This is a genomic window from Tropicimonas omnivorans, assembly GCF_031846565.1.
Classification (GTDB): Bacteria; Pseudomonadota; Alphaproteobacteria; order Rhodobacterales; family Rhodobacteraceae; genus Tropicimonas_B; species Tropicimonas_B omnivorans.
Window position 1 is genome coordinate 159,401 of record NZ_JAVRHL010000002.1, and the last position, 25,057, is coordinate 184,457.

A 25,057-nucleotide genomic window follows, 5' to 3' on the forward strand; every position below is an offset into this window, starting at 1 on the left:
GCCCCAGGCGACGTGCGAGACGACGGCCGGGCCGGGGAGTCATTCCCGGCCCGGCCTGAGCCCTTCTTGGACAGGGCCCGTGCTGCGGCGTGCGGGCGGACCCTGTCCAAGGCGAGGCTCCCCGAAGGGGTTCGGGCGCGGCCGGTGGGACGGCCGCAGGAATGGAACCCCGCCGCCTTCATTCGTGAGCGGCGCTCGCGTCCGGCCCCGGGACGCTGGCGATCCGCGACAGACGAAAGGTGTCTTACGGCATGGCGCAATCCTATCTCGGTCAGAAACGGCTTCGGAAATATTACGGCAAGATCAGGGAAGTCCTTGAGATGCCGAACCTCATCGAGGTTCAGAAGTCGTCCTACGATCTCTTCCTGAAGTCCGGCGATCAGCTCGAGCCGATGGACGGCGAGGGCATTGCCGGCGTGTTCCAGTCGGTCTTCCCGATCAAGGACTTCAACGAGACCGCGGTTCTCGAATTCGTGAAGTACGAGCTGGAGCGTCCGAAATACGACGTCGAGGAATGCCAGCAGCGCGACATGACCTATTCCGCGCCGCTGAAGGTGACCCTCCGTCTCATCGTGTTCGACGTGGACGAGGATACCGGCGCCAAGTCCGTCAAGGACATCAAGGAGCAGGACGTGTTCATGGGGGACATGCCCCTCATGACGCAGAACGGGACGTTCGTCGTCAACGGCACCGAGCGTGTCATCGTCTCCCAGATGCACCGCTCCCCGGGCGTGTTCTTCGACCATGACAAGGGCAAGACGCACTCCTCGGGCAAGCTGCTCTTCGCCTGCCGGATCATCCCGTACCGCGGCTCCTGGCTGGACTTCGAGTTCGACGCCAAGGACATCGTCTATGCGCGCATCGACCGTCGCCGGAAGCTCCCGGTCACGACGCTGCTCTATGCGCTCGGCCTTGATCAGGAAGCGATCACCGACGCCTATTACGAGACCGTCAACTACCGCCGCGAAGGCAACAAGGGCTGGGTCACGCACTTCTTCCCCGAGCGCGTCCGCGGCACCCGTCCGACCTACGACCTCGTGGATGCCGATACCGGCGAAGTCTTCGCCGAGGCCGGCAAGAAGGTGACGCCGCGCGCCGTCAAGCAGCTGATCGACGAGGGCAAGGTCTCCGATCTTCTCGTGCCGTTCGACCAGATCATCGGCCGCTTCGTCGCCAAGGACATCATCAACGAGGAAACCGGCGCGATCTACGTCGAGGCCGGGGACGAGCTGACCTGGGAAGTCGACAAGGCCGGTGACGTCACGGGCGGGTCCCTCAAGGAACTGCTCGATGCCGGCGTGACCGACATCCCGGTGCTCGACATCGACAACATCAATGTGGGTCCGTACATCCGCAACACGATGGCGATGGACAAGAACATGAACCGCGACACCGCGCTCATGGACATCTACCGCGTGATGCGTCCGGGCGAGCCGCCCACCGTCGAGGCCGCCAGCACCCTCTTCGACAGCCTGTTCGCAGACAGCGAGCGGTACGACCTGTCCGCGGTCGGCCGCGTCAAGATGAACATGCGTCTCGCTCTCGATGCCGAGGACACTCAGCGCACGCTCCGCCGCGAGGACATCGTCGCCTGCATCAAGGCGCTTGTCGAACTGCGGGACGGCAAGGGCGAGATCGACGACATCGACCACCTCGGCAACCGCCGCGTGCGCTCGGTCGGCGAGCTGATGGAGAACCAGTACCGCGTCGGCCTGCTGCGCATGGAGCGAGCGATCAAGGAGCGCATGTCCTCCGTCGAGATCGACACGGTCATGCCGCAGGACCTGATCAACGCCAAGCCCGCCGCTGCCGCCGTGCGCGAGTTCTTCGGCTCCTCGCAGCTGTCCCAGTTCATGGACCAGACCAACCCGCTCTCCGAGGTCACGCACAAGCGTCGTCTCTCGGCGCTCGGGCCCGGCGGTCTGACGCGTGAGCGCGCCGGCTTCGAGGTGCGCGACGTCCACCCGACCCATTACGGCCGGATGTGCCCGATCGAAACGCCGGAAGGCCCGAACATCGGTCTCATCAACTCGCTCGCGACGTTCGCGCGTGTGAACAAGTACGGCTTCATCGAGACGCCCTACCGCGTGGTGAACGAAGGACAGGTGACCGACGAGGTCCACTACATGTCCGCGACCGAGGAGATGCGCCACGTCGTGGCCCAGGCGAACGCGGAGCTCGACGAGAGCGGCAAGTTCGTCCAGGAATTCGTCTCCACCCGCCAGTCGGGCGAGTACACCCTGGCGCCGAACGAACATGTCGACCTCATCGACGTGTCCCCCAAGCAGCTGGTCTCCGTCGCGGCCTCGCTGATCCCGTTCCTCGAGAACGACGACGCCAACCGCGCTCTCATGGGCTCGAACATGCAGCGTCAGGCGGTTCCGCTCCTGCAGGCCGAGGCGCCTCTCGTCGGCACCGGCATCGAGGAAGTGGTGGCGCGTGACTCGGGCGCGGCGATCACAGCGCGCCGGACCGGCATCGTCGACCAGGTCGACGCGCAGCGTATCGTCGTGCGCGCCACCGGGGATCTCGATCCGGGCGATCCGGGCGTGGACATCTACCGCCTCCGCAAGTTCCAGCGCTCCAACCAGAACACCTGCATCAACCAGCGTCCGCTGGTGAAAGTGGGCGACACGGTGGGCAAGGGCGAGGTCGTCGCCGACGGTCCCTCCACCGAGCTCGGCGAGCTGGCCCTGGGCAAGAACGTGGTCGTCGCGTTCATGCCGTGGAACGGCTACAACTACGAGGACTCGATCCTGATCTCCGAGCGCATCGCGCGTGACGACGTCTTCACCTCGATCCACATCGAGGAATTCGAGGTCGCCGCCCGCGATACCAAGCTCGGGCCCGAGGAAATCACGCGGGACATCCCGAACGTCGGCGAGGAAGCCCTGCGCAACCTCGACGAGGCGGGTATCGTCTATATCGGTGCCGAGGTCGGCCCCGCGGACATCCTCGTCGGCAAGATCACCCCGAAGGGCGAGACGCCGATGACGCCGGAGGAGAAACTCCTGCGCGCGATCTTTGGCGAGAAGGCCTCCGACGTGCGCGACACGTCCCTGCGTCTTCCGCCGGGCGATTTCGGCACCGTGGTCGAGGTGCGGGTCTTCAACCGGCACGGCGTCGAGAAGGACGAGCGCGCGCTTCAGATCGAGCGCGAAGAGGTCGAGCGCCTCGCCCGTGACCGGGACGACGAGGTCGCGATCCTCGATCGCAACATCTACTCCCGCCTAAAGACCATGATCCTCGGCAAGACCGCGGTGAAGGGCCCGAAGGGCGTCAAGGCGAACTCGGAGATCACCGAAGAGCTTCTGGGCACGTTGTCCCGCGGCCAGTGGTGGCAGCTCGCCCTGTCGGACGAGACGGAGGCGCAGCATGTCGAGGCGCTGAACAGTCAGTACGAGAACCAGAAGCGGGCGCTCGAGGCCCGTTTCGAGGACAAGGTCGAGAAGGTCCGCCGCGGGGACGACCTGCCGCCGGGCGTGATGAAGATGGTCAAGGTCTTCATCGCGGTGAAGCGCAAGCTCCAGCCGGGCGACAAGATGGCCGGCCGTCACGGCAACAAGGGTGTCATCTCCCGCGTCGTGCCGATGGAGGACATGCCGTTCCTCGCGGATGGCACGCCCGTGGACTTCGTTCTCAACCCGCTCGGCGTGCCGAGCCGGATGAACGTCGGGCAGATCCTCGAGACCCACATGGGCTGGGCCTCCCGCGGCCTCGGCATCAAGATCGACGATGCCCTGGACGATTATCGTCGTAACGGGGACATGACCCCGGTGCGCGACGCGATGAAGCTGGCCTACGGAGACGACGTGTACGCCGAGGGCATCGAGGGCATGGACGACGCCCTTCTGCTCGAAGCCGCCGGCAATGCCACGCGTGGCGTGCCGATCGCCACGCCGGTCTTCGACGGCGCCAAAGAAGCGGACGTGGACGAGCAGCTGGTGCGCGCGGGCTTCGATCACTCGGGTCAATCCGAGCTGTTCGACGGCCGGACGGGCGAGCAGTTTGCCCGCCGGGTCACGGTGGGCATGAAGTACCTGCTGAAGCTCCATCACCTGGTGGACGACAAGATCCACGCCCGCTCGACCGGCCCCTACAGCCTCGTCACCCAGCAACCGCTCGGCGGCAAGGCGCAGTTCGGCGGTCAGCGCTTCGGTGAGATGGAGGTCTGGGCGCTTGAAGCATACGGCGCGGCCTACACCTTGCAGGAGATGCTGACGGTGAAGTCGGATGACGTCGCCGGTCGGACCAAGGTCTACGAGAGCATCGTCAAGGGCGAGGACAACTTCGAGGCGGGCGTGCCCGAATCGTTCAACGTTCTCGTCAAGGAGGTCCGCGGTCTGGGCCTCAACATGGAACTCCTGGATGCGGAGGAAGAGGACACCGTGCCGGAAGAGGAGGACGCCGAATAAGGCGCTCCTTCACGGCCGCTGCCCGCGCGGCGGCCGTCCGGCCCTCTCCCCACCGCCCCTGTTTTAGGAAATCGCAATGAACCAGGAACTCACCCAGAACCCGTTCAACCCGCTGACCCCGCCCAAGGTCTTCGACGAGATCAAGGTCAGCCTCGCGAGCCCCGAGCGGATCCTCAGCTGGTCCTTCGGCGAGATCAAGAAGCCCGAGACGATCAACTACCGTACGTTCAAGCCCGAGCGTGACGGCCTGTTCTGTGCGCGCATCTTCGGTCCGATCAAGGACTACGAGTGCCTTTGCGGCAAGTACAAGCGGATGAAGTATCGCGGCATCGTCTGCGAGAAATGCGGCGTCGAAGTCACGCTGCAGAAGGTCCGCCGCGAGCGCATGGGCCATATCGATCTGGCCGCGCCCGTTGCCCACATCTGGTTCCTCAAGTCGCTCCCGTCCCGCATCGGCCTGATGCTGGACATGACCCTGCGCGACCTCGAGCGGATCCTCTACTTCGAGAACTACGTCGTCGTGGAGCCGGGCCTGACCGACCTCACGCAGGGCCAGCTGATGGGCGAGGAGGAGTATCTCGACGCCCAGGACACCTATGGCGCGGATGCCTTCACGGCCTCCATCGGCGCCGAGGCGATCCGCGAGATGCTGGCTGCGATCGATCTTGAATCGACCGCCGAGCAGCTTCGCGAGGATCTGGCCGAGGCCACCGGCGAGCTGAAGCCCAAGAAGATCATCAAGCGTCTGAAAATCGTCGAGAGCTTCCTTGAATCCGGCAACCGTCCCGAGTGGATGGTGATGACCGTCATCCCGGTCATCCCGCCCGAACTGCGCCCGCTCGTTCCGCTGGATGGCGGCCGCTTCGCGACGTCGGATCTCAACGATCTCTATCGCCGCGTGATCAACCGCAACAACCGCCTGAAGCGGCTCATCGAGCTGCGCGCGCCGGACATCATCGTCCGGAACGAAAAGCGGATGCTGCAGGAATCCGTCGACGCATTGTTCGACAACGGCCGCCGCGGCCGCGTCATCACGGGCGCCAACAAGCGCCCGCTGAAGTCGCTGTCCGACATGCTCAAGGGCAAGCAGGGCCGCTTCCGCCAGAACCTTCTGGGCAAGCGGGTCGACTTCTCCGGCCGCTCCGTCATCGTGACCGGTCCCGAACTGAAGCTGCACCAGTGCGGTCTGCCCAAGAAGATGGCGCTCGAGCTGTTCAAGCCGTTCATCTATTCGCGGCTCGAGGCGAAGGGGCTCAGCTCCACCGTCAAGCAGGCGAAGAAGCTGGTTGAAAAGGAACGTCCCGAGGTCTGGGACATCCTCGACGAGGTCATCCGTGAGCACCCGGTCCTTCTGAACCGCGCGCCCACGCTGCACCGTCTCGGCATCCAGGCGTTCGAGCCCACGCTGATCGAAGGCAAGGCGATCCAGCTTCACCCGCTGGTCTGTTCCGCCTTCAACGCGGACTTCGACGGTGACCAGATGGCCGTGCACGTTCCGCTGTCGCTCGAAGCGCAGCTCGAAGCGCGTGTCCTGATGATGTCCACCAACAACGTGCTGTCCCCCGCGAACGGCGCGCCGATCATCGTGCCGTCCCAGGACATGATCCTCGGGCTCTACTACATCACGATGGAGCGCGAGGGCATGAAGGGCCAGGACATGGTCTTCGGCTCGATCGAGGAGGTCGAGCATGCCCTGGACGCGGGCGAGGTGCACACGCACTCCCGTATCCAGTGCCGCCTCAAGCAGATCGACGAGAACGGCCAGGAAGTCATGCGCCGCTTCACGACGACGCCGGGCCGGGTGCGTCTCGGCGCGCTCCTGCCGCTGAACGCCAAGGCGCCGTTCGAGCTGGTGAACCAGCTCCTGCGGAAGAAGGACGTCCAGCGCGTCATCGACACCGTCTACCGCTATTGCGGCCAGAAGGAGTCGGTCATCTTCTGCGACCAGATCATGTCCATGGGCTTCAAGGAGGCGTTCCGCGCGGGCATCTCCTTCGGCAAGGGCGACATGGTCATCCCCGACACGAAGTGGCCGATCGTGGACGAGACCCGCGAGCAGGTGAAGGACTTCGAGCAGCAGTACATGGACGGCCTGATCACCCAGGGCGAAAAGTACAACAAGGTCGTGGACGCCTGGTCGAAGTGTAACGACAAGGTCACCGAGGCGATGATGGACACCATCTCCGCCAAGCGGTTCAACGAGGCCGGCGCCGAAGAGGAGCCGAACTCGGTCTACATGATGGCCCACTCCGGTGCCCGTGGCTCGGTCACCCAGATGAAGCAGCTCGGCGGGATGCGCGGCCTGATGGCCAAGCCGTCCGGCGAGATCATCGAGACGCCGATCATCTCGAACTTCAAGGAAGGCCTGACCGTGCTGGAGTACTTCAACTCCACCCACGGCGCCCGGAAGGGTCTGTCGGACACCGCCCTGAAGACGGCGAACTCAGGCTACCTGACCCGCCGCCTCGTGGACGTGGCGCAGGACTGCATCGTGCGTCAGCACGATTGCGGGACGGACACCGCGATCACGGTCGAAGCGGCGGTCAACGACGGTGAGGTCATCGCCTCGATCTCCGAGCGGATGCTCGGCCGCGTCGCCGCCGAGGACATCCTCGTTCCCGGCACCGACGAGGTGATCGTGGCGGAGGGCGAGCTGATCGACGAACGCAAGGCGGACGAGATCGAAACCGCGTCGGTCCTCTCGGCGCGCATCCGCTCGCCGCTGACCTGCGAGTCGGACGAAGGTGTCTGCGCCATGTGCTACGGGCGCGACCTTGCCCGCGGCACGATGGTGAACGTCGGCGAGGCTGTCGGCATTATCGCCGCGCAGTCCATCGGCGAGCCCGGCACCCAGCTGACGATGCGGACGTTCCACATCGGCGGCGTTGCGCAGGGTGGCCAGCAATCCTTCCAGGAGGCGAGCCAGGCCGGCACGATCGAGTTCCGGGATGCCAACATCCTCGAGAATTCGGCGGGCGACCAGGTCGTGATCGGTCGGAACATGAACATCGCGATCATGGACGAGCAGGGCGTCGAGCGGGCGATCTTCAAGATCGGCTACGGCACCAAGGTTTTCGTCAAGGATGGCCAGAGCGTCGAGCGCGGCGACAAGCTGATCGAGTGGGACCCCTATACCCTCCCGATCATCGCCGAGAAGTCGGGTATGGCCCGCTTCGTGGACCTCGTGAACGGCATTGCCGTGCGGGAGGAAACCGACGAGGCGACCGGCATGACGCAGAAGATCGTCGTGGACTGGCGCGCGGTGCCCAAGGGCAACGAGCTCAAGCCCGAGATCATCGTCATGGATCCCGAGACGGGCGAGCCGGTGCGCAACGAGCAGGGCAACCCGGTGTCCTACCCGATGTCGGTGGACGCGATCCTCTCCATCGAGGATGGTTCGGACGTCAAGGCCGGCGACGTGGTGGCGCGTATCCCGCGTGAGGGTGCACGGACGAAGGACATTACCGGTGGTCTGCCGCGTGTGGCCGAACTGTTCGAGGCGCGCCGTCCGAAGGATCACGCGATCATCGCCGAGGCGGACGGCCACGTGAAGTTCGGGCGCGACTACAAGAACAAGCGCCGCATCTCCATCGAGCCGACCGAGGAGGGGATGACCGCCATCGAGTACATGGTGCCGAAGGGCAAGCACATCCCCGTCCAGGAAGGCGACTTCATCCGCAAGGGTGATTACATCATGGACGGCAACCCCGCGCCCCACGACATCCTCTCGATCCTCGGGGTCGAGGCGCTGGCGAACTACATGATCAACGAGGTGCAGGAGGTCTATCGTCTGCAAGGCGTTAAGATCAACGACAAGCACATCGAGGTCATCGTCCGTCAGATGCTCCAGAAGTGGGAGATCCTCGACAGCGGCCAGACCACGCTGCTCAAGGGCGAGCACGTGGACAAGGCGGAGTTCGATGCGGCCAATGAAAAGGCCGTCTCGGAGAAGCGCGAGCCTGCCAAGGGCGAGCCGATCCTGCTCGGGATCACCAAGGCGTCGCTGCAGACCCGCAGCTTCATCTCGGCGGCGTCGTTCCAGGAGACCACGCGCGTCCTCACCGAGGCATCGGTGCAGGGCAAGCGGGACAAGCTCGTGGGCCTCAAGGAGAACGTCATCGTGGGCCGCCTCATCCCGGCCGGTACGGGGGGCGCAACCTCCCGGATGCGCAGCATTGCGTCCGCGCGGGACAGCAAGGTGATCGACGAGCGCCGGGCCGAGGCCGAGAAGGCCGCTGCCCTCGCCGCGCCGGCCGAGGAAGAGGTCGCTGGCCGCGACGAGACCGAGATCGTCGTGAACACCGACGAGAACCTCGACTGATCCTGCGGTTCACTCAGAACTGGAAGCGCCCCGGCCCATCGGCCGGGGCGTTTTCGTTTGCGGGGCGGGGGAGGACTGGCGGGGCGGAACCGGGCGACTAGGTCCCTCCTTATGGATGATGCAGCAAGATCGGTGGCGGTGCGGGTGACGGGGCGCGTCCAGGGCGTGTCCTTCCGGGCCTGGACGAAAGAGCGCGCGGAGGTGTTCGGATTGAACGGCTGGGTGCGCAACGAGACGGACGGCAGCGTCTCGGCCTGCCTCTCCGGCCCGCCGGACGCTGTCGAGCGGATGCTCGGGGAGATGCGGCGCGGTCCTTCCCCAGCGAAGGTGGATACCCTCGACGTGAGGGATGCGGATGCGCCGGCGGCGGGGTTCGCGGTGCAGAGGTAAGGCACGCGCGCAAGCCGCGGGCGACTGCCATTCGGGACCATCCCGTCCGGAGGCTATTGCCGCTCCTCTGTCGCCGCGCTAGCGCTTGGCGACTTCCACACGCGGACAGGTTCGGATGCTCGGTGACAATGCCCGCGGTGCGCTCTTGATGCTGGGCAGCATGGCCGCCTTCACGATCAACGACACGGCGCTCAAGATCCTCTCCTCGGACATCCCGCTCTTCCAGACCATCGCGCTCCGCGGAGCGGGGACGACCGTCCTTCTCGCGCTTCTTGCATGGGCCCTCGGGCAATGGCGGCAGCTTCGTCTTGCGGGGCGGGACCGCTCGCTCATCGCCTTGCGCGTCGCCGCGGAGATCGTCGCGGCCTTCACCTTCATCGGCGCGCTCTTTCACATGGACCTCGCAAACGCGACGGCGATCCTGCAGGCCGTGCCGCTCGCCGTCACGCTCGCAGGAGCGGCGTTTCTCGGCGAACCGGTAGGATGGAAGCGCCTAAGCGCCATCGTCGTGGGCTTCTTCGGCGTCCTGCTGATGGTGCGGCCGGGAACGGAGGGGTTCACGGTGCATTCGCTCCTCTGCCTTGCCGCCGTCGGGGCCGTCACCGTGAGGGATCTCTGTACACGGCGCCTGGGTGCAGCGGTCCCCTCCATGGTGGTGGCCACCCTCACCGCGGGCGGTGTCGGCCTTGCAGCGGCGCTCGCGGCGACGGTGAGCGGGGGCTGGGCGCCGATGGAGCCGGGAGCGATCGGCATCCTCGCGGGCGCATCTGCGGCGATCCTCTTCGGCTACGTCTTCTCGATCCTTGCCATGAGGGTCGGGGAGATCGCCGTCGTCGCTCCGATGCGGTACAGTTCGCTTCTCTGGGCGTTGGGCCTCGGCTGGTTCGTCTTCGGCGACTGGCCGCGTCCCTTGACGCTCGCGGGCGCGGCAATCGTCGTGACGATGGGGGTGTTCACCTTCTACCGGGAACGCGCCCTCACGTCCGCGGCCGGATCAGGACCGCAGGAGGTCCTGATCCGGCCGCGGACGTGAGGGCGGAGGGTCTCATACACACAGATTGTGAAGGGTCTGTTGACACGCCCCCCGATTCCCCATAGAGACCGGCCACTCAAGCCGGAGCGGCCTGTTGCCCCGGAGTGAGAATACAGAACTGAAGTGGTCACGATCCAGGCACGATGCCTCGATCCTCTGAAATTCCACCGCGTCGTTTCCGCGATCGAGGAAGCGCCGGCGGTCTTTGCGTTTTGCGGACGCGCAATGCGCATTCGATGTGAACTATCCGCGCGGTACGCGCGCGCCTGATGGAAGCGATACGGGGAACCGAATGCCGACGATCCAGCAGCTGATCCGCAAGCCGCGGCAGCCCAAAGTTAAAAGGTCGAAGTCGCTGCACCTCGAAGGGTGCCCGCAAAAGCGTGGCGTCTGCACGCGCGTCTACACCACCACGCCGAAGAAGCCGAACTCGGCCATGCGGAAAGTCGCCAAAGTGCGTCTGACCAACGGGTACGAGGTCATCAGCTACATTCCGGGCGAAAGTCACAATCTCCAGGAGCACTCCGTGGTCCTGATTCGCGGTGGCCGGGTGAAAGACCTTCCGGGCGTCCGTTATCACATCCTCCGTGGTGTCCTCGACACCCAGGGCGTCAAGGACCGCCGTCAGCGTCGTTCGAAGTACGGCGCCAAGCGTCCGAAGTAAGGAGAAGAAGCGATGTCCCGTCGCCATGCCGCCGAGAAGCGCGAAGTACTGCCGGACGCGAAGTTCGGCTCGATTGTTCTGACGAAGTTCATGAACAACCTGATGATCGACGGCAAGAAGTCCGTCGCCGAGCGCATCGTCTATTCCGCCCTCGATCGGGTCGAGGGGCGCCTCAAGCGCTCCCCCATCGAGGTGTTCGACGAAGCCCTCGACAACGTGAAGCCCTCCGTCGAGGTGCGCTCCCGCCGGGTCGGCGGCGCCACCTACCAGGTGCCCGTCGAAGTGCGCCCCGAGCGCCGCGAGGCGCTGGCGATCCGCTGGCTGATCATCGCCAGCCGCGCCCGCAACGAGAATACCATGGAAGAGCGTCTGGCCGGTGAGCTGGCCGATGCCGTCAACTCCCGCGGAAGCGCAGTGAAGAAGCGCGAGGACACCCACAAGATGGCCGACGCGAACCGCGCGTTCAGCCACTACCGCTGGTAACCGAAATCCCAGCCTGAGGACCCATCCCATGGCACGCGACTATTCCCTCGGCCGCTACCGCAACTTCGGTATCATGGCCCACATCGACGCCGGCAAGACGACCTGCACCGAGCGCATCCTGTTCTACACCGGCAAGTCCCACAAGATCGGCGAAGTCCATGACGGCGCCGCGACGATGGACTGGATGGAGCAGGAGCAGGAGCGGGGCATCACGATCACCTCGGCTGCGACGACCACGTTCTGGTTCCGCACCGAGGACGGCGCGAACCCGACCGGCATCTACGGCGACACGCCGCAGGAGGCCTCCTTCCGGTTCAACATTATCGACACGCCGGGACACGTCGATTTCACCATCGAGGTGGAGCGTTCGCTCGCCGTGCTCGACGGCGCGATCTGCGTGCTGGATGCCAATGCCGGCGTCGAGCCCCAGACCGAGACCGTCTGGCGGCAGGCCGACCGCTACAAGGTTCCGCGGATCGTCTTCGTCAACAAGATGGACAAGATCGGCGCCGACTTCTGGAACTGCGTGGACATGATCCGCGACCGGACCGGCGCCACGCCGGTTCCGATCCAGTTCCCGATCGGTGCCGAGGACGAGCTCGAGGGTATCGTCGATCTCGTGACGATGCAGGAATGGGTTTGGAAGGGCGAAGATCTCGGCGCGAGCTGGGTCGTCCAGGACATCCGCGACGATCTCAAGGATCGCGCCGAAGAGATGCGGGGCACCCTCATCGAGCACGCCGTCGAGCAAGACGACGAGGCGATGGAAGCCTATCTCGAGGGCAACGAGCCCGATCTTCCGACGCTCCGCAGCCTGATCCGCAAGGGCACGCTGTCGCTGAGCTTCGTTCCGGTCCTCGCCGGCTCCGCGTTCAAGAACAAGGGCGTCCAGCCCCTCCTGAACGCCGTCATCGACTACCTGCCGGGCCCGCTCGACGTTCCCGCCTACATGGGCTTCTCGCCCGATGACGAGACCGAGACCCGCGACATCGCCCGCAATGCGGATGATAGCCAGCCCTTCGCCGGCCTCGCGTTCAAGATCATGAACGACCCGTTCGTCGGCACGCTCACCTTCACCCGCGTTTATTCGGGGGTCCTCAAGAAGGGCGACTCGATCATGAACGCGACGAAGGGCAAGCGCGAGCGCATCGGCCGCATGATGATGATGCACTCGAACAACCGCGAGGAAATCGAGGAAGCGTTCGCAGGCGACATCATCGCGCTGGCTGGTCTCAAGGAGACCACCACGGGCGACACCCTCTGCGACCAGCAGAAGCAGGTGGTGCTCGAGACTATGACGTTCCCCGATCCGGTCATCGAGATCGCGGTCGAGCCGAAGACGAAGGCCGACCAGGAGAAGATGTCCGCCGGCCTCCAGCGTCTTGCTGCCGAGGACCCGTCCTTCCGCGTCGAGACCGACCTCGAGTCCGGTCAGACGATCATGAAGGGCATGGGTGAACTTCACCTCGACATCCTGGTCGACCGCCTCAAGCGGGAGTTCAAGGTCGAGGCGAACATCGGTGCGCCGCAGGTGGCCTATCGCGAGACCATCTCGATGCCGATCGAGCACACCTACACCCACAAGAAGCAGTCGGGTGGTTCGGGTCAGTTCGCGGAGGTCAAACTGCAGATCACCCCGACCGAGCCGGGCGAAGGGTACTCCTTCGAGAGCAAGATCGTCGGTGGCTCGGTTCCGAAGGAATACATCCCCGGGGTCGAGAAGGGCATCAACTCGGTGATGGACAGCGGTCCGCTCGCCGGCTTCCCGGTGATCGACTTCAAGGTCGCGCTCGTCGACGGCAAGTTCCACGACGTGGACTCCTCGGTCCTCGCCTTCGAGATCGCCAGCCGGATGGCCATGCGTGAAGGTCTGCGCAAGGCCGGCGCCAAGCTGCTCGAGCCGGTGATGCGCGTCGAGGTGATCACGCCCGAAGAGTATACGGGCAACGTCATCGGCGACCTGACCTCCCGTCGCGGGCAGGTTCAGGGTCAGGATCCGCGCGGCAACGCGATCGCGATCGAGTCCTTCGTTCCGCTGGCGAACATGTTCGGCTACATCAACACCCTGCGTTCGATGACCTCGGGCCGCGCGCAGTTCACGATGCAGTTCGACCACTACGAGGCCGTTCCGCAGAACATCAGCGAAGAAATCCAGGCGAAGTACGCCTGACCTGCGGTGGGCGCCAGCGCCCACCCTACACCACCCGACGGTTAGGGTGGGCACCGCGTCGCCCACCGCATGAGAGACGACAAGGAGGCCGAGATGGCTAAGCAGAAGTTCGAACGCAACAAGCCGCACGTGAACATTGGCACGATCGGTCACGTGGACCACGGCAAGACGACGCTGACGGCGGCGATCACGAAGTATTTCGGCGACTTCCGCGCGTACGACCAGATCGACGGCGCGCCGGAGGAGAAGGCGCGCGGGATCACGATTTCGACGGCGCACGTGGAATACGAGACCGAGGCGCGTCACTACGCCCACGTCGACTGCCCCGGCCACGCCGACTACGTGAAGAACATGATCACGGGCGCGGCGCAGATGGACGGCGCGATCCTGGTCGTTAACGCGGCCGACGGCCCGATGCCGCAGACGCGCGAGCACATCCTCCTGGCCCGCCAGGTCGGCGTTCCCGGCCTCGTGGTGTTCATGAACAAGGTCGACCAGGTGGACGACGAGGAGCTCCTTGAGCTCGTCGAGATGGAAGTTCGCGAGCTTCTGTCCTCCTACGACTTCCCGGGCGACGATATCCCGATCATTTCGGGCTCCGCGCTTGCCGCCATGAACGGCGACAACCCGGAAATCGGCGAGAACAAGGTGCGCGAGCTGATGGCCGCCGTGGATGACTACATCCCGACGCCCGAGCGTCCCGTGGACCAGCCGTTCCTGATGCCGATCGAGGACGTGTTCTCGATCTCCGGCCGCGGTACGGTCGTGACGGGCCGCGTCGAGCGTGGCGTGATCAACGTGGGCGATTCCATCGAGATCGTCGGCATCCGCGACACGAAGACGACGACCTGCACGGGCGTCGAGATGTTCCGCAAGCTGCTGGATCGCGGCGAGGCGGGCGACAACATCGGCGCGCTGCTGCGCGGCATCGACCGTGAAGGCGTCGAGCGCGGGCAGGTCCTCTGCAAGCCCGGCTCGGTGAAGCCGCACAAGAAGTTCGAGGCCGAGGCGTACATCCTGACCAAGGAAGAGGGTGGCCGTCACACGCCGTTCTTCGCCAACTACCGCCCGCAGTTCTACTTCCGCACGACGGACGTGACCGGGACGGTGACGCTGGCCGAAGGCACCGAGATGGTGATGCCCGGGGACAACGTGTCCTTCGAGGTCGAGCTGATCGCGCCGATCGCCATGGAAGAGAAGCTCCGCTTCGCCATCCGTGAAGGCGGCCGCACCGTCGGCGCCGGCGTCGTCTCCAAGATCATCGAGTGATCAAGAGGCGAGGGGCTTCGGGTTCGTCCCGAACCACACGGTGAATGGCAGGGGGGACGGCAATGCCGGGCCCCCCTGTCCACCACAAGACTAAGACCGCGACGTGGGGGTGGATGAGCCTCCTCCACCTCTCCGGCTCACGGACACGCCTCGAAAGGCAAGACAAAGATGCAGAGCCAGAACATCCGTATCCGGCTGAAGGCGTTCGATTACCGCGTGCTGGATGCCAGTACGCAGGAGATCGTCTCCACGGCCAAGCGGACGGGCGCCCAGGTGCGCGGCCCCATCCCGCTCCCGAACAAGATCGAGAAGTTCACCGTCCTGCGCGGTCCGCATGTCGACAAGAAGTCGCGCGACCAGTGGGAAATCCGGACGCACAAGCGTCTTCTCGACATCGTAGATCCGACCCCGCAGACGGTGGACGCGCTCATGAAGCTCGACCTTGCCGCCGGTGTGGACGTCGAGATCAAGCTTAACTGAGGAGGACCTTCGATGTTGCGCTCTGGAGTGATCGCACGGAAGGTCGGCATGACCCGCCTCTTCATGGAGGACGGGAAGCAGATCCCCGTGACCGTATTGCAGCTCGACGAACTTCAAGTCGTCGCGCAGCGGACGGCTGAAAAGGACGGCTACTCCGCCGTTCAGCTCGGCGCCGGCTCGGCCAAGGCAAAGCGGACGACGCAGGCGATGCGTGGCCATTTTGCCGTCGCCAATGTTGCGCCGAAGCGGAAGATCGCGGAATTCCGCGTCGATGCCGACAACCTGATCGGCGTCGGTGAGGAAATCACCGCAAACCACTACTTCGAAGGCCAATTCGTCGACGTCAGCGGGACGTCGATCGGTAAGGGCTTTCAAGGTGCCATGAAGCGGCACAATTTCGGCGGCCTTCGCGCGACTCACGGCGTGTCGATCAGCCACCGTTCGCACGGCTCCACCGGCCAGTGTCAGGACCCCGGACGGGTGTTCAAGGGCAAGAAGATGGCCGGTCACATGGGCGCCGCGCGGATCACCACCCAGAACCTGCAGGTCGTTCGCACGGATGCGGATCGCGGCCTGATCATGGTGAAGGGTGCCGTGCCGGGCTCCAAGGGTGGCTGGGTGACGATCAAGGACGCCGTCAAGAAGCCGGTGCCCGAGAACGTGATCCTTCCGGCGGCCCTCAAGTCCGCCGCCCGCGAAGCCGAACGTCTGGCCCAGGAAGCTGCCGACGAAGCCGCCGCCGCGGAGGCCGCCGAGGCCGAGCGTCTGGCAGCCGAGCAGGCCGCACAGGAAGAAGCCGCGCTGAAGGAGGCCGAGGCCGATATCGCCGGTGAATCCTCCAAGGCGGACAATTCCGATGCCGAGGGCAATGCGCCCGAAGGAGACGAAGACAAATGAAACTCGACGTGATCAAGCTGGATGGCGGCGAGGCCGGCACCGTGGATCTCGGCGACGAGGTCTTCGGCGTCGAGCCCCGTTCGGACATCCTCCACCGCGTGGTCCGCTGGCAGCGCGCTCGCGCGCAGGCCGGCACCCACAAGGTGAAGACCCGCTCCGAAACGAGCTACTCGACCAAGAAGATCTATCGCCAGAAAGGCACGGGCGGCGCGCGTCACGGCGACCGCAACGCTCCGATCTTCCGCAAGGGTGGTACCTACAAGGGTCCGACCCCGCGCAGCCATGCGCACGACCTGCCGAAGAAGATCCGCAAGCTCGGCCTGAAGATGGCGCTGAGCGACAAGGCCCGTGATGGCAAACTCGTCATCATCGAGTCCGCGGCTCTCGAAGAGGTCAAGACGAAGGCCCTCGCCAAGCATGTCGCCGACCGCGGCTGGCGCAAGGTGCTGGTCATCGACGGCGCCGAGGTCGACGGCAACTTCGCCCGCGCTGCGGCGAACATCGCCGGCCTCGACGTGCTCCCCTCTGTCGGCGCCAATGTCTATGACATCCTCAACCGTGACACGCTCGTGCTCACGAAAGCGGGTGTCGAAGCTCTGGAGGCCCGTCTGAAATGAGCGCGAAACCCGACCACTACGACGTGATCCGCAAGCCGATCATCACGGAGAAGGCCACGCTCGCATCGGAAGCGAACGCGGTCGTCTTCGAGGTCTCCATGAGTGCGGCCAAGCCGCAGATCAAGGAAGCGGTCGAAACCCTGTTCAATGTGAAGGTGAAGGCGGTCAACACCACCATCACCAAAGGCAAGACCAAGCGCTTCCGGGGTCGCCCCGGCCGCCGCGCCGACGTCAAGAAAGCCTATGTGACCCTCGAGGAGGGGAACACCATTGACGTGACGACGGGCCTCTAATATCAGGCCCCATCGCAGGCGGCCCCGGGCGACCGGGGCCGCTCGCTTTTTCCGATACTGAAGAAGTCCTGCCGGGGTTTGCCCCGGCAATAGAAACGGAAGACAGAAAGCATGGCACTCAAGTCGTACAATCCGACGACGCCTGGCCAGCGCGGGCTGGTTCTGATCGACCGTTCGGAGCTTTGGAAAGGTCGCCCCGTCAAATCCCTCACCGAGGGTTTGTCGAAGAAGGGTGGCCGGAACAACACCGGACGGATCACGATGCGCCGCCGCGGCGGCGGGGCGAAGCGTCTCTACAGAATCGTCGATTTCCGCCGGACGAAGTTCGACGTCTCCGCGACGGTCGAGCGGATCGAATACGATCCCAACCGGACCGCGTTCATCGCTCTCGTGCGCTATGAAGACGGCGAACAGGCCTACATCCTCGCGCCGCAGCGCCTCGCCATCGGTGACAAGATCGTCGCAGGCACCCGCGTCGACGTGAAGCCGGGCAACGCGATGCCGTTCTCCGGCATGCCGATCGGCACGATCGTCCACAACATCGAACTGAAGCCCGGCAAGGGCGGCCAGATCGCTCGCGCCGCGGGCACCTATGCCCAGTTCGTCGGCCGTGATGGCGGTTACGCCCAGATCCGGCTTTCCTCCGGCGAGCTTCGTCTCGTGCGCCAGGAATGCATGGCCACGGTCGGCGCCGTCTCGAATCCTGACCAGTCGAACCAGAACTTCGGCAAGGCCGGCCGGATGCGCCACCACGGCATCCGTCCCTCCGTCCGCGGTGTCGTGATGAACCCGATCGACCACCCGCATGGCGGCGGCGAAGGGCGCACCTCGGGCGGCCGTCACCCCGTCACGCCCTGGGGCAAGCCGACCAAGGGTGCACGCACCCGCAATACCAACAAGGCGTCGCAGAAGCTCATTCTTCGCTCCCGCCACGCTCGCAAAAAGGGGCGCTAAGCTATGACCCGTTCCGTCTGGAAAGGCCCCTTCGTCGACGCGTACGTCCTGAAGAAGGCCGAGAAATCCCGGGAGTCCGGCCGCAGCGAGGTCATCAAGATCTGGTCGCGCCGCTCCACCATCCTTCCGCAGTTCGTCGGTCTGACGTTCGGTGTCTATAACGGCCACAAGCATGTGCCGGTGAACGTGTCCGAGGACATGATCGGCCAGAAGTTCGGCGAATATGCGCCCACCCGTACCTATTACGGGCACGCCGCCGACAAGAAAGCGAAGAGGAAGTAAGTCATGGGCAAGGAGAAGAACCCTCGCCGCGTGGCGGAGAACGAGGCTCTGGCGAAGACCCGCATGCTGCGCACGTCGCCCCAGAAGCTGAACCTCGTCGCGGCCATGATCCGGGGCAAGAAGGTCGAGCGCGCTCTCAGCGATCTCACCTTCTCCAAGAAGCGTATCGCCGAGGACGTGCGGAAATGTCTGCAGTCCGCCATCGCGAATGCCGAGAACAACCATAACCTCGATGTCGACGAGCTCGTCGTCGCTGAGGCATGGGTCGGCAAGAACCTCGTGATGAAGCGCGGCCGTCCCCGGGCGCGTGGTCGCTTCGGCCGGATTCAGAAGCCGTTCGCCGAGATCACGATCAAGGTCCGCCAAGTCGAGGAGCAAGCCTGATGGGTCATAAGGTCAATCCGATCGGCATGCGCCTGCAGGTCAACCGCACCTGGGACAGCCGCTGGTACGCCGATACCAAAGAGTACAGCACCCTTCTGCTCGAGGACATCAAGATCCGCGAGTTCATCGAGAAGGAATGCAAGCAGGCCGGCATCAGCCGGATCATCATCGAGCGCCCGCACCGCAAGTGCCGCGTGACGATCCACACGGCGCGTCCGGGGGTCATCATCGGCAAGAAGGGTGCGGACATCGAGGTCCTGCGCAAGAAGCTGGCGAAGATCACCGACAGCGAGCTGCACCTCAACATCGTCGAGGTTCGCAAGCCCGAGATGGATGCGGCCCTGGTCGCCGAAAGCATCGCGCAGCAGCTCGAGCGTCGTGTCAGCTTCCGTCGTGCCATGAAGCGGTCTGTCCAGTCCGCCATGCGCATGGGTGCGCTCGGCATCCGGGTCAACGTCGCGGGTCGCCTCGGCGGCGCCGAGATCGCCCGGACGGAGTGGTATCGCGAGGGCCGCGTGCCCCTGCACACGCTTCGTGCCGACATCGACTACGCCCTGGCCGAAGGTCAGACGCCCTACGGCATCATCGGTGTCAAGGTGTGGATCTTCAAAGGCGAGATCATGGAGCATGACCCCGCTGCGCGCGATCGTCGTGCTCAAGAGATCCAGGACGGCCCCGCCCCGCGCGGCGGCGGTCGTGGCCGGTAAGGAGAGAACGAGATGCTGCAACCAAAGCGCACCAAGTTCCGCAAACAGCACAAGGGCCGTATCCACGGCGAGGCGAAGGGCGGGTATGACCTGAACTTCGGCACCTACGGTCTGAAGGCGACGCAGCCCGAGCGCGTCACCGCGCGGCAGATCGAGGCGGCCCGTCGTGCCATGACGCGTCACATGAAGCGTCAGGGCCGTGTCTGGATCCGCATCTTCCCGGACGTGCCTGTCACGTCGAAGCCCACCGAAGTCCGGATGGGTAAGGGTAAGGGCTCCGTCGACTTCTGGGCGGCCAAGGTGAAGCCGGGCCGGATCATGTTCGAGATCGACGGTGTCACCGATGCCGTGGCCCGCGAGGCACTGCGCCTTGCGTCCATGAAGCTGCCGATCAAGACGCGCCTCGTGGTTCGCGAGGACTGGTAAGGCCAGAGGCCCTGCCATCGAGAGATCAGGCCCCCGGCGGTTCGTCCGCCGGGGGCTTTTCCGTTTCAAGGGAGCGGGGCGCGCCTCCCAGGCACTCGCGGTTTACGAGGGGGCGCAGATTGCTGGCGGGCAGGTCCGACCGGACAGCCGCGACGCGTCCTCCCGCCCTTCAGGTCCGGACGAAACGTGCCCCTATAGTGCCGTACGTCTTCGCTCCGGTCCGGCGGGGCAGGGGCGAGGGAAGAGGCCGGCGCGACAGGGCTTGCAATGTCTCCCCGCAGCGCGTAGACGGCCCCCTCATTCACGAACTCCACGGGAATCAGCGTTACCCGCCGACGGGGCGCTCTCGTGATGTCGAAAGGAAAGGTGACCCATGGCGAACACCGCCAAGGATCTCAGAGACAAGACGCCCGATCAGCTGCGCGATCAGCTCGTCAGCCTGAAAAAGGAAGCGTTCAACCTGCGCTTCCAGGTCGCGACCGGCGCGGCGGAGAACACCGCGCGCATGCGTACGGTTCGCCGCGACACTGCCCGCGTCCTGACCATTCTGAACGAAAAGGCGGCCGGCGCCGCGACGGAGGCCTGAGACCATGCCCAAGCGTATCCTCAAAGGCACCGTGACGAGCGACAAGAACGCTAACACCGTGACCGTCCTCGTCGAGCGCCGCATCACGCATCCGGTTCTGAAAAAGACGATCCGGAAGTCCAAGAAGTACCGTGCCCACGACGAGGGCAACAAGTTCAAGACCGGCGACGTAGTCCGTATCCAGGAATGCGCCCCGGTGTCGAAGAGCAAGCGCTGGGAGGTGGTCGAGGCCGTATAACGGCCCGGACCACGTTCCGGTTTGAGCGAAACCCTGGGGATCGGGCGATCAGCGCCCCCCAAAGGTCGGGAGAAACCTAATGATCCAGATGCAGACCAATCTGGATGTCGCTGACAATTCCGGCGCACGCCGGGTGCAGTGCATCAAGGTCCTCGGCGGGTCCAAGCGTAAATACGCCTCCGTGGGCGACATCATCGTGGTGTCGGTCAAGGAGGCTATTCCGCGTGGCCGCGTCAAGAAGGGCGATGTCCGCAAGGCCGTCGTCGTTCGGACCGCCAAGGAAGTCCGTCGTGACGACGGAACAGCCATCCGCTTCGACCGCAACGCGGCCGTCATCCTGAACAATGCGGGCGAGCCTGTCGGCACTCGTATCTTCGGGCCGGTGGTGCGCGAACTGCGCGCGAAGAACTTCATGAAGATCATCTCGCTTGCGCCGGAGGTGCTCTGATGGCCGCCAGGCTTAAAAAAGGCGACAAGGTCGTCGTGCTCGCGGGCAAGGACAAGACGCAGACCGGTACGATCCAGTCCGTCGATCCCAAGTCCGGCAAGGCTGTGGTGGAAGGCATCAACGTCTCCGTTCGCCACACCCGTCAGAGCCAGCAGCAGCAGGGCGGCCGCCGGCCTGTCCCGATGCCGATCGAGCTGTCGAACCTCGCCCTCGTCGACAAGAACGGCAAGCCGACGCGCGTCGGCTTCCGTGTCGAGGACGGCAAGAAGGTCCGCTTCGCCAAGACCACGGGGGACGTGATCGATGCTTGATTCGACCACTTACACACCGCGCTTCCGTCAGCTCTACCGCGACGAGATCCGCGGCAAGCTGTCCGAGGAGTTTTCCTACTCCAACGGCATGATGGTGCCGCGTCTCGACAAGATCGTGCTGAACATCGGCGCGGGCTCCGAGGCCGTCCGGGACAGCAAGAAGGCCAAATCCGCCCAGGATGACCTGACCAAGCTGACCGGCCAGCAGGCCGTCGTCACGCGCGCCAAGAAGTCGATCGCCGGCTTCCGCGTTCGTGAGGAAATGCCGCTCGGTGCCAAGGTCACGCTCCGCGGTGATCGCATGTACGAGTTCTTCGATCGCCTGATCACGATCGCGCTGCCCCGCGTGCGGGACTTCCGCGGCGTGAAGGGGACGAGCTTCGACGGCCGTGGCAACTACGCCATGGGCCTGAAAGAGCACATCGTCTTCCCCGAGATCGAGTACGACAAGGTCGACGAGGTCTGGGGCATGGACATCATCATCTGCACCACCGCGAAGACCGACGCGGAAGCCAAGGCGCTGTTGAAGCACTTCAACATGCCCTTTACCAGCTGAGGAATATCGACATGGCGAAAAAAGCAATGATCGAGCGCGAGAAGAAGCGCCAGCGGCTGGTGGAGAAGTACGCCGCCAAGCGGCAGGCGCTGAAGGATGTCGCGAACGACGAGAACCGTCCCGTGGAGGAGCGCTTCAAGGCCCGGCTCAAGCTGGCCGAGCTTCCGCGGAACTCTTCCCCCACGCGGCTTCACAACCGTTGTGCACTCACCGGCCGTCCGCGTGCGTATTACCGCAAGCTGGGCCTGAGCCGTATCATGCTGCGCGAGCTGGCCTCCGAAGGTCAGATTCCCGGCATGGTCAAGTCGAGCTGGTAAGGAGGGTATGGTATGAACGATCCTCTGGGCGATATGCTGACCCGTATCCGCAATGCGCAGATGCGTGGTAAGTCCACCGTACGCACGCCGGCCTCCAAGGTCCGCGCGTGGGTGCTCGATGTGCTGGCGAGCGAGGGCTACATCCGTGGCTACGAGCGGATCAAGGACGGGGCGTTCCCCGAACTCGAGATCAGCCTGAAGTATTTCGAAGGCCAGCCGGTCATTCGCGAGCTGCAGCGCGTCTCCAAGCCCGGCCGCCGGGTGTACATGAGCGTCAAGGATATCCCGTCGGTCCGTCAGGGCCTGGGCGTGTCCATCGTCTCCACGTCGAAGGGTGTCATGTCGGATCATTCCGCGCGCTCCGAGAACGTGGGCGGCGAAGTGCTCTGCACAATCTTCTGATAGGAGGGCACGATGTCTCGAATTGGTAAAAGACCGGTCGCGCTGCCCTCCGGGGTTGAGGCGAAAGTCTCCGGCCAGACCGTCGAAGTGAAGGGCCCCAAGGGCACCCGCAGCTTCACCGCCACCGACGATGTGACGTTGTCCGTCGAGGATGGCGCCGTCAGCGTCGTCCCGCGCGGTACGTCCAAGCGGGCGCGCCAGCAGTGGGGCATGTCCCGCACGATGGTGGCCAATCTCGTCCACGGCGTGAGCGAGGGCTTCAAGAAGGAGCTCGAGATCAACGGCGTCGGCTACCGGGCTCAGATGCAAGGCGATGTCCTGAAACTGAACCTCGGTTACAGCCACGAGGTGAACTTCACGGTGCCCGAGGGCGTCACGATCACCGCGCCGAAGGTCACGCAGATCGTCGTCGAGGGGTCCGATCAGCAGCTCGTCGGCCAGGTCGCGGCCAATATCCGCGAATGGCGTGCTCCCGAGCCCTACAAGGGCAAGGGGATCAAGTACAAAGACGAGTATATCTTCCGCAAGGAAGGCAAGAAGAAGTAAGGACGGCAAGATGGCTAACAGTAAAAGAGATCTGTTCCTCAAGCGCCGTCTGCGCGTTCGGAACAAACTCCGCAAGACGGCCGTCGGGCGCCCGCGCCTGTCGGTTCACCGCAGCAACAAGAACATCAGCGTCCAGCTGATCGACGATGTTCAGGGTCGCACCCTCGCCGCCGCCTCCTCGCTGGAGTCGGATCTCGGCGTGGTCGGCAAGAACAACGTCGAGGCAGCGGCCAAGGTTGGCGCCGCGATTGCCGAGCGCGCGAAAGCGGCCGGCGTCGAGGAATGCTACTTCGACCGCGGCGGGTTCCTGTTCCACGGTGGCATCAAGGCTTTGGCCGATGCCGCACGTGAGAACGGACTGAAGTTCTGAGGAGACGGGATATGGCAAGAGATGACAATCGCCGGGGCAATCGTCGCGATCGCGACGAGAACCCGGAATTCGCCGACCGCCTCGTGGCGATCAACCGCGTCAGCAAGACGGTGAAGGGCGGCAAGCGCTTCGGTTTCGCCGCGCTCGTCGTGGTTGGTGACCAGAAGGGCCGCGTCGGTTTCGGCAAGGGCAAGGCCAAGGAGGTCCCCGAGGCCATCCGCAAGGCCACCGAGCAGGCGAAGCGTGGGCTGATCCGCGTTCCGCTGCGCGAGGGCCGCACACTGCATCATGACATCGAAGGGCGCCACGGTGCCGGCCGTGTCGTGATGCGGACCGCACCGACCGGTACCGGCATCATCGCCGGCGGTCCGATGCGCGCGATCTTCGAGATGCTGGGGATTCATGACGTCGTGGCGAAGTCCATCGGCACGCAGAACCCCTACAACATGATCCGGGCCACGATGGAGGGTCTCTCCCGCGAGAGCAGCCCCCGTCATGTCGCGCAGCGTCGCGGCAAGAAGGTCTCGGATATCCTCCCCAAGCGTGAAGAGGCCCCCGAGGCGTCCGCGCAAGTCTCCGAGGACGCGTAAGCCATGGCCAAGACCATCGTCGTCAAGCAGATCGGGTCTCCGATCCGCCGCCCCGCCAGTCAGCGCCAGACGCTGATCGGCCTCGGGCTGAACAAGATGCACAAGACCCGCGAGCTCGAGGACACCCCCTCGATCCGCGGCATGGTTCGCAAGATCCCGCATCTGGTCGAGATCATCGAAGAGCGCGGCTGAGCCGAGCTTTCGATCCCAGACGCTTCCCGGGGCCCGGGGGGCGTCGCTTCCGTTTCCGTGCGTAGGCGCGGATCCACCACCATTCAGGCCGTGTCCATCCCGTCTTCGCTCGTGGGGTGTGTCCGGCAAGGAGAGAGCGACATGAAACTCAACGAACTCGCGCCGGCGATCGGCTCCGCCCCGAAGAAGAAGCGCATCGCGCGCGGCCCCGGCTCCGGCAAGGGCAAGATGGCCGGTCGCGGCATCAAGGGTCAGAAGTCCCGTTCGGGCGTGGCGATCAACGCTTACGAGGGCGGCCAGATGCCGCTCTACCAGCGCCTTCCGAAGCGCGGCTTCAACAAGCCGAACCGCAAGGAATGGGCCGTCGTCAACCTCGGCCAGCTGCAGAAGTTCATCGATGCGGGCAAGCTCGAAGCGGGCGATATCGACGAGGACGCGCTGGTCGCCTCCGGTCTCGTGCGCCGCAAGCTGGACGGCGTGCGCATCCTCGCCAAGGGTGAGCTGACCTCCAAGGTCGCGCTCAAGGTGGCCGGCGCCTCCAGGTCCGCGGTGGACGCGGTCGAGAAGGCGGGTGGCTCCATCGAGACGAAGACGCCCCAGGCTGCGACTGAATAAGCGGTTGTGAGGGGGCACCGACCCCCTTACATCTCGCCTTGGTATTCCGGCGCCGCCGGGCCGTTTTTACCGGCCCGGCGGCGTCTGCATGAAAGGACCGA

General features: G+C 64.8%; 29 protein-coding genes. All 29 read left to right on the plus strand.

Translation table 11 applies throughout. The features are described 5' to 3' along the window. The first annotated feature begins 251 nt into the window (after window positions 1-251). The 29 genes from rpoB (at window position 252) to rplO (ending at window position 24,956) form a co-directional block, all read left to right on the plus strand. Complete coding sequence (rpoB, locus tag RM543_RS06060; protein ID WP_311690012.1) at window positions 252-4,415, plus strand: DNA-directed RNA polymerase subunit beta; 4,164 nt, start codon at window positions 252-254, stop codon at window positions 4,413-4,415. A 76-nt stretch (window positions 4,416-4,491) separates the two neighbouring features. Then, the gene (gene rpoC / locus RM543_RS06065; RefSeq protein ID WP_311690013.1) at window positions 4,492-8,736 is read left to right on the plus strand and encodes a DNA-directed RNA polymerase subunit beta'; all 4,245 of its coding nucleotides are present in this window, start codon (window positions 4,492-4,494) and stop codon (window positions 8,734-8,736) included. A gap of 111 nt (window positions 8,737-8,847) precedes the next feature. Continuing rightward, window positions 8,848-9,126, plus strand: a complete 279-nt coding sequence (locus RM543_RS06070) for an acylphosphatase (protein WP_311690014.1) — start codon at window positions 8,848-8,850, stop codon at window positions 9,124-9,126. A gap of 115 nt (window positions 9,127-9,241) precedes the next feature. Beyond that, window positions 9,242-10,159, plus strand: a complete 918-nt coding sequence (locus RM543_RS06075) for a DMT family transporter (RefSeq protein ID WP_311690015.1) — start codon at window positions 9,242-9,244, stop codon at window positions 10,157-10,159. 292 nt (window positions 10,160-10,451) lie between these two features. Next, window positions 10,452-10,823: a 30S ribosomal protein S12 gene (rpsL, locus tag RM543_RS06080; protein WP_116086934.1), complete on the plus strand. Its 372-nt coding sequence runs from the start codon at window positions 10,452-10,454 to the stop codon at window positions 10,821-10,823. Window positions 10,824-10,835: 12 nt separating this feature from the next. After that, complete coding sequence (gene rpsG, locus RM543_RS06085; protein ID WP_311690016.1) at window positions 10,836-11,306, plus strand: 30S ribosomal protein S7; 471 nt, start codon at window positions 10,836-10,838, stop codon at window positions 11,304-11,306. A gap of 28 nt (window positions 11,307-11,334) precedes the next feature. Next, window positions 11,335-13,476 (plus strand): elongation factor G, encoded by a 2,142-nt coding sequence (gene fusA / locus RM543_RS06090; protein WP_311690017.1) that lies wholly within the window; start codon window positions 11,335-11,337, stop codon window positions 13,474-13,476. 93 nt (window positions 13,477-13,569) lie between these two features. Then, window positions 13,570-14,745, plus strand: a complete 1,176-nt coding sequence (tuf, locus tag RM543_RS06095; RefSeq protein ID WP_311690018.1) for an elongation factor Tu — start codon at window positions 13,570-13,572, stop codon at window positions 14,743-14,745. 168 nt (window positions 14,746-14,913) lie between these two features. Beyond that, the gene (rpsJ, locus tag RM543_RS06100) at window positions 14,914-15,225 is read left to right on the plus strand and encodes a 30S ribosomal protein S10 (protein ID WP_116086940.1); all 312 of its coding nucleotides are present in this window, start codon (window positions 14,914-14,916) and stop codon (window positions 15,223-15,225) included. Window positions 15,226-15,237: 12 nt separating this feature from the next. Further along, entirely contained in the window at window positions 15,238-16,122 is an 885-nt protein-coding gene (gene rplC, locus RM543_RS06105) for a 50S ribosomal protein L3 (RefSeq protein WP_311690019.1), read from the plus strand. Continuing rightward, on the plus strand, window positions 16,119-16,739 hold the full coding sequence (gene rplD / locus RM543_RS06110; protein WP_311690020.1) for a 50S ribosomal protein L4: 621 nt from the start codon (window positions 16,119-16,121) through the stop codon (window positions 16,737-16,739). The genes rplC and rplD overlap by 4 nt, the downstream gene beginning before the upstream one ends. Beyond that, window positions 16,736-17,032: a 50S ribosomal protein L23 gene (locus RM543_RS06115; protein WP_116086947.1), complete on the plus strand. Its 297-nt coding sequence runs from the start codon at window positions 16,736-16,738 to the stop codon at window positions 17,030-17,032. The genes rplD and RM543_RS06115 overlap by 4 nt, the downstream gene beginning before the upstream one ends. Before the next feature lie 111 nt (window positions 17,033-17,143). Next, window positions 17,144-17,986, plus strand: coding sequence for a 50S ribosomal protein L2 (rplB, locus tag RM543_RS06120; RefSeq protein WP_311690021.1), 843 nt, complete (start codon window positions 17,144-17,146; stop codon window positions 17,984-17,986). A 3-nt stretch (window positions 17,987-17,989) separates the two neighbouring features. Continuing rightward, window positions 17,990-18,268, plus strand: coding sequence for a 30S ribosomal protein S19 (rpsS, locus tag RM543_RS06125; protein WP_116086951.1), 279 nt, complete (start codon window positions 17,990-17,992; stop codon window positions 18,266-18,268). A 3-nt stretch (window positions 18,269-18,271) separates the two neighbouring features. Next, window positions 18,272-18,652 carry a 50S ribosomal protein L22 gene (gene rplV, locus RM543_RS06130; protein WP_116086953.1) on the plus strand — a complete coding sequence of 127 codons (381 nt, stop codon included), beginning with the start codon at window positions 18,272-18,274 and terminating at the stop codon, window positions 18,650-18,652. Beyond that, window positions 18,652-19,359, plus strand: coding sequence for a 30S ribosomal protein S3 (rpsC, locus tag RM543_RS06135; RefSeq protein WP_116086955.1), 708 nt, complete (start codon window positions 18,652-18,654; stop codon window positions 19,357-19,359). The genes rplV and rpsC overlap by 1 nt, the downstream gene beginning before the upstream one ends. A gap of 12 nt (window positions 19,360-19,371) precedes the next feature. Further along, window positions 19,372-19,785 carry a 50S ribosomal protein L16 gene (gene rplP / locus RM543_RS06140; protein ID WP_116086957.1) on the plus strand — a complete coding sequence of 138 codons (414 nt, stop codon included), beginning with the start codon at window positions 19,372-19,374 and terminating at the stop codon, window positions 19,783-19,785. 373 nt (window positions 19,786-20,158) lie between these two features. Next, entirely contained in the window at window positions 20,159-20,371 is a 213-nt protein-coding gene (gene rpmC, locus RM543_RS06145) for a 50S ribosomal protein L29 (protein ID WP_311690022.1), read from the plus strand. 4 nt (window positions 20,372-20,375) lie between these two features. After that, window positions 20,376-20,609, plus strand: a complete 234-nt coding sequence (gene rpsQ, locus RM543_RS06150) for a 30S ribosomal protein S17 (RefSeq protein WP_311690023.1) — start codon at window positions 20,376-20,378, stop codon at window positions 20,607-20,609. Window positions 20,610-20,688: 79 nt separating this feature from the next. Continuing rightward, a complete protein-coding gene (gene rplN / locus RM543_RS06155; RefSeq protein WP_047996064.1) occupies window positions 20,689-21,057 on the plus strand; it encodes a 50S ribosomal protein L14 in 369 nt (122 codons plus the stop codon). Next, complete coding sequence (rplX, locus tag RM543_RS06160; protein WP_311690024.1) at window positions 21,057-21,368, plus strand: 50S ribosomal protein L24; 312 nt, start codon at window positions 21,057-21,059, stop codon at window positions 21,366-21,368. Before rplN ends, rplX begins: the two co-directional genes overlap by 1 nt. Then, window positions 21,361-21,924 carry a 50S ribosomal protein L5 gene (gene rplE / locus RM543_RS06165; protein ID WP_311690025.1) on the plus strand — a complete coding sequence of 188 codons (564 nt, stop codon included), beginning with the start codon at window positions 21,361-21,363 and terminating at the stop codon, window positions 21,922-21,924. The genes rplX and rplE overlap by 8 nt, the downstream gene beginning before the upstream one ends. Window positions 21,925-21,935: 11 nt before the next feature. After that, on the plus strand, window positions 21,936-22,241 hold the full coding sequence (gene rpsN / locus RM543_RS06170) for a 30S ribosomal protein S14 (protein ID WP_311690026.1): 306 nt from the start codon (window positions 21,936-21,938) through the stop codon (window positions 22,239-22,241). A gap of 12 nt (window positions 22,242-22,253) precedes the next feature. Further along, a complete protein-coding gene (rpsH, locus tag RM543_RS06175) occupies window positions 22,254-22,643 on the plus strand; it encodes a 30S ribosomal protein S8 (protein WP_311690027.1) in 390 nt (129 codons plus the stop codon). A gap of 12 nt (window positions 22,644-22,655) precedes the next feature. Beyond that, a complete protein-coding gene (rplF, locus tag RM543_RS06180; RefSeq protein WP_311690028.1) occupies window positions 22,656-23,189 on the plus strand; it encodes a 50S ribosomal protein L6 in 534 nt (177 codons plus the stop codon). A 10-nt stretch (window positions 23,190-23,199) separates the two neighbouring features. Next, entirely contained in the window at window positions 23,200-23,559 is a 360-nt protein-coding gene (gene rplR, locus RM543_RS06185) for a 50S ribosomal protein L18 (protein WP_116086973.1), read from the plus strand. Between the two features lie 11 nt (window positions 23,560-23,570). Continuing rightward, a complete protein-coding gene (rpsE, locus tag RM543_RS06190; RefSeq protein ID WP_311690029.1) occupies window positions 23,571-24,149 on the plus strand; it encodes a 30S ribosomal protein S5 in 579 nt (192 codons plus the stop codon). 3 nt (window positions 24,150-24,152) lie between these two features. After that, complete coding sequence (gene rpmD / locus RM543_RS06195; RefSeq protein WP_311690030.1) at window positions 24,153-24,341, plus strand: 50S ribosomal protein L30; 189 nt, start codon at window positions 24,153-24,155, stop codon at window positions 24,339-24,341. Between the two features lie 141 nt (window positions 24,342-24,482). After that, window positions 24,483-24,956: a 50S ribosomal protein L15 gene (gene rplO / locus RM543_RS06200; protein ID WP_311690031.1), complete on the plus strand. Its 474-nt coding sequence runs from the start codon at window positions 24,483-24,485 to the stop codon at window positions 24,954-24,956. Window positions 24,957-25,057 lie beyond the last annotated feature (101 nt).

Bases quoted from the DNA above. Each gene is read 5' to 3' on its own strand.
- rplN (WP_047996064.1), top strand. From the start codon at position 20,689: ATGATCCAGATGCAGACCAATCTGGATGTCGCTGACAATTCCGGCGCA.
- rpsL (WP_116086934.1), top strand. From the start codon at position 10,452: ATGCCGACGATCCAGCAGCTGATCCGCAAGCCGCGGCAGCCCAAAGTT.
- rplD (WP_311690020.1), top strand. From the start codon at position 16,119: ATGAAACTCGACGTGATCAAGCTGGATGGCGGCGAGGCCGGCACCGTG.
- rpsG (WP_311690016.1), top strand. From the start codon at position 10,836: ATGTCCCGTCGCCATGCCGCCGAGAAGCGCGAAGTACTGCCGGACGCG.
- RM543_RS06075 (WP_311690015.1), top strand. From the start codon at position 9,242: ATGCTCGGTGACAATGCCCGCGGTGCGCTCTTGATGCTGGGCAGCATG.
- rplO (WP_311690031.1), top strand. From the start codon at position 24,483: ATGAAACTCAACGAACTCGCGCCGGCGATCGGCTCCGCCCCGAAGAAG.
- RM543_RS06115 (WP_116086947.1), top strand. From the start codon at position 16,736: ATGAGCGCGAAACCCGACCACTACGACGTGATCCGCAAGCCGATCATC.
- rpsE (WP_311690029.1), top strand. From the start codon at position 23,571: ATGGCAAGAGATGACAATCGCCGGGGCAATCGTCGCGATCGCGACGAG.
- rplC (WP_311690019.1), top strand. From the start codon at position 15,238: ATGTTGCGCTCTGGAGTGATCGCACGGAAGGTCGGCATGACCCGCCTC.
- rplP (WP_116086957.1), top strand. From the start codon at position 19,372: ATGCTGCAACCAAAGCGCACCAAGTTCCGCAAACAGCACAAGGGCCGT.
- rplR (WP_116086973.1), top strand. From the start codon at position 23,200: ATGGCTAACAGTAAAAGAGATCTGTTCCTCAAGCGCCGTCTGCGCGTT.
- rplB (WP_311690021.1), top strand. From the start codon at position 17,144: ATGGCACTCAAGTCGTACAATCCGACGACGCCTGGCCAGCGCGGGCTG.
- rplF (WP_311690028.1), top strand. From the start codon at position 22,656: ATGTCTCGAATTGGTAAAAGACCGGTCGCGCTGCCCTCCGGGGTTGAG.
- rpoB (WP_311690012.1), top strand. From the start codon at position 252: ATGGCGCAATCCTATCTCGGTCAGAAACGGCTTCGGAAATATTACGGC.
- rplX (WP_311690024.1), top strand. From the start codon at position 21,057: ATGGCCGCCAGGCTTAAAAAAGGCGACAAGGTCGTCGTGCTCGCGGGC.
- rpmC (WP_311690022.1), top strand. From the start codon at position 20,159: ATGGCGAACACCGCCAAGGATCTCAGAGACAAGACGCCCGATCAGCTG.
- fusA (WP_311690017.1), top strand. From the start codon at position 11,335: ATGGCACGCGACTATTCCCTCGGCCGCTACCGCAACTTCGGTATCATG.
- rpsQ (WP_311690023.1), top strand. From the start codon at position 20,376: ATGCCCAAGCGTATCCTCAAAGGCACCGTGACGAGCGACAAGAACGCT.
- rpsC (WP_116086955.1), top strand. From the start codon at position 18,652: ATGGGTCATAAGGTCAATCCGATCGGCATGCGCCTGCAGGTCAACCGC.
- rpsS (WP_116086951.1), top strand. From the start codon at position 17,990: ATGACCCGTTCCGTCTGGAAAGGCCCCTTCGTCGACGCGTACGTCCTG.
- rpsN (WP_311690026.1), top strand. From the start codon at position 21,936: ATGGCGAAAAAAGCAATGATCGAGCGCGAGAAGAAGCGCCAGCGGCTG.
- rplE (WP_311690025.1), top strand. From the start codon at position 21,361: ATGCTTGATTCGACCACTTACACACCGCGCTTCCGTCAGCTCTACCGC.
- rpmD (WP_311690030.1), top strand. From the start codon at position 24,153: ATGGCCAAGACCATCGTCGTCAAGCAGATCGGGTCTCCGATCCGCCGC.
- rpsH (WP_311690027.1), top strand. From the start codon at position 22,254: ATGAACGATCCTCTGGGCGATATGCTGACCCGTATCCGCAATGCGCAG.
- rpoC (WP_311690013.1), top strand. From the start codon at position 4,492: ATGAACCAGGAACTCACCCAGAACCCGTTCAACCCGCTGACCCCGCCC.
- rpsJ (WP_116086940.1), top strand. From the start codon at position 14,914: ATGCAGAGCCAGAACATCCGTATCCGGCTGAAGGCGTTCGATTACCGC.
- rplV (WP_116086953.1), top strand. From the start codon at position 18,272: ATGGGCAAGGAGAAGAACCCTCGCCGCGTGGCGGAGAACGAGGCTCTG.
- tuf (WP_311690018.1), top strand. From the start codon at position 13,570: ATGGCTAAGCAGAAGTTCGAACGCAACAAGCCGCACGTGAACATTGGC.
- RM543_RS06070 (WP_311690014.1), top strand. From the start codon at position 8,848: ATGGATGATGCAGCAAGATCGGTGGCGGTGCGGGTGACGGGGCGCGTC.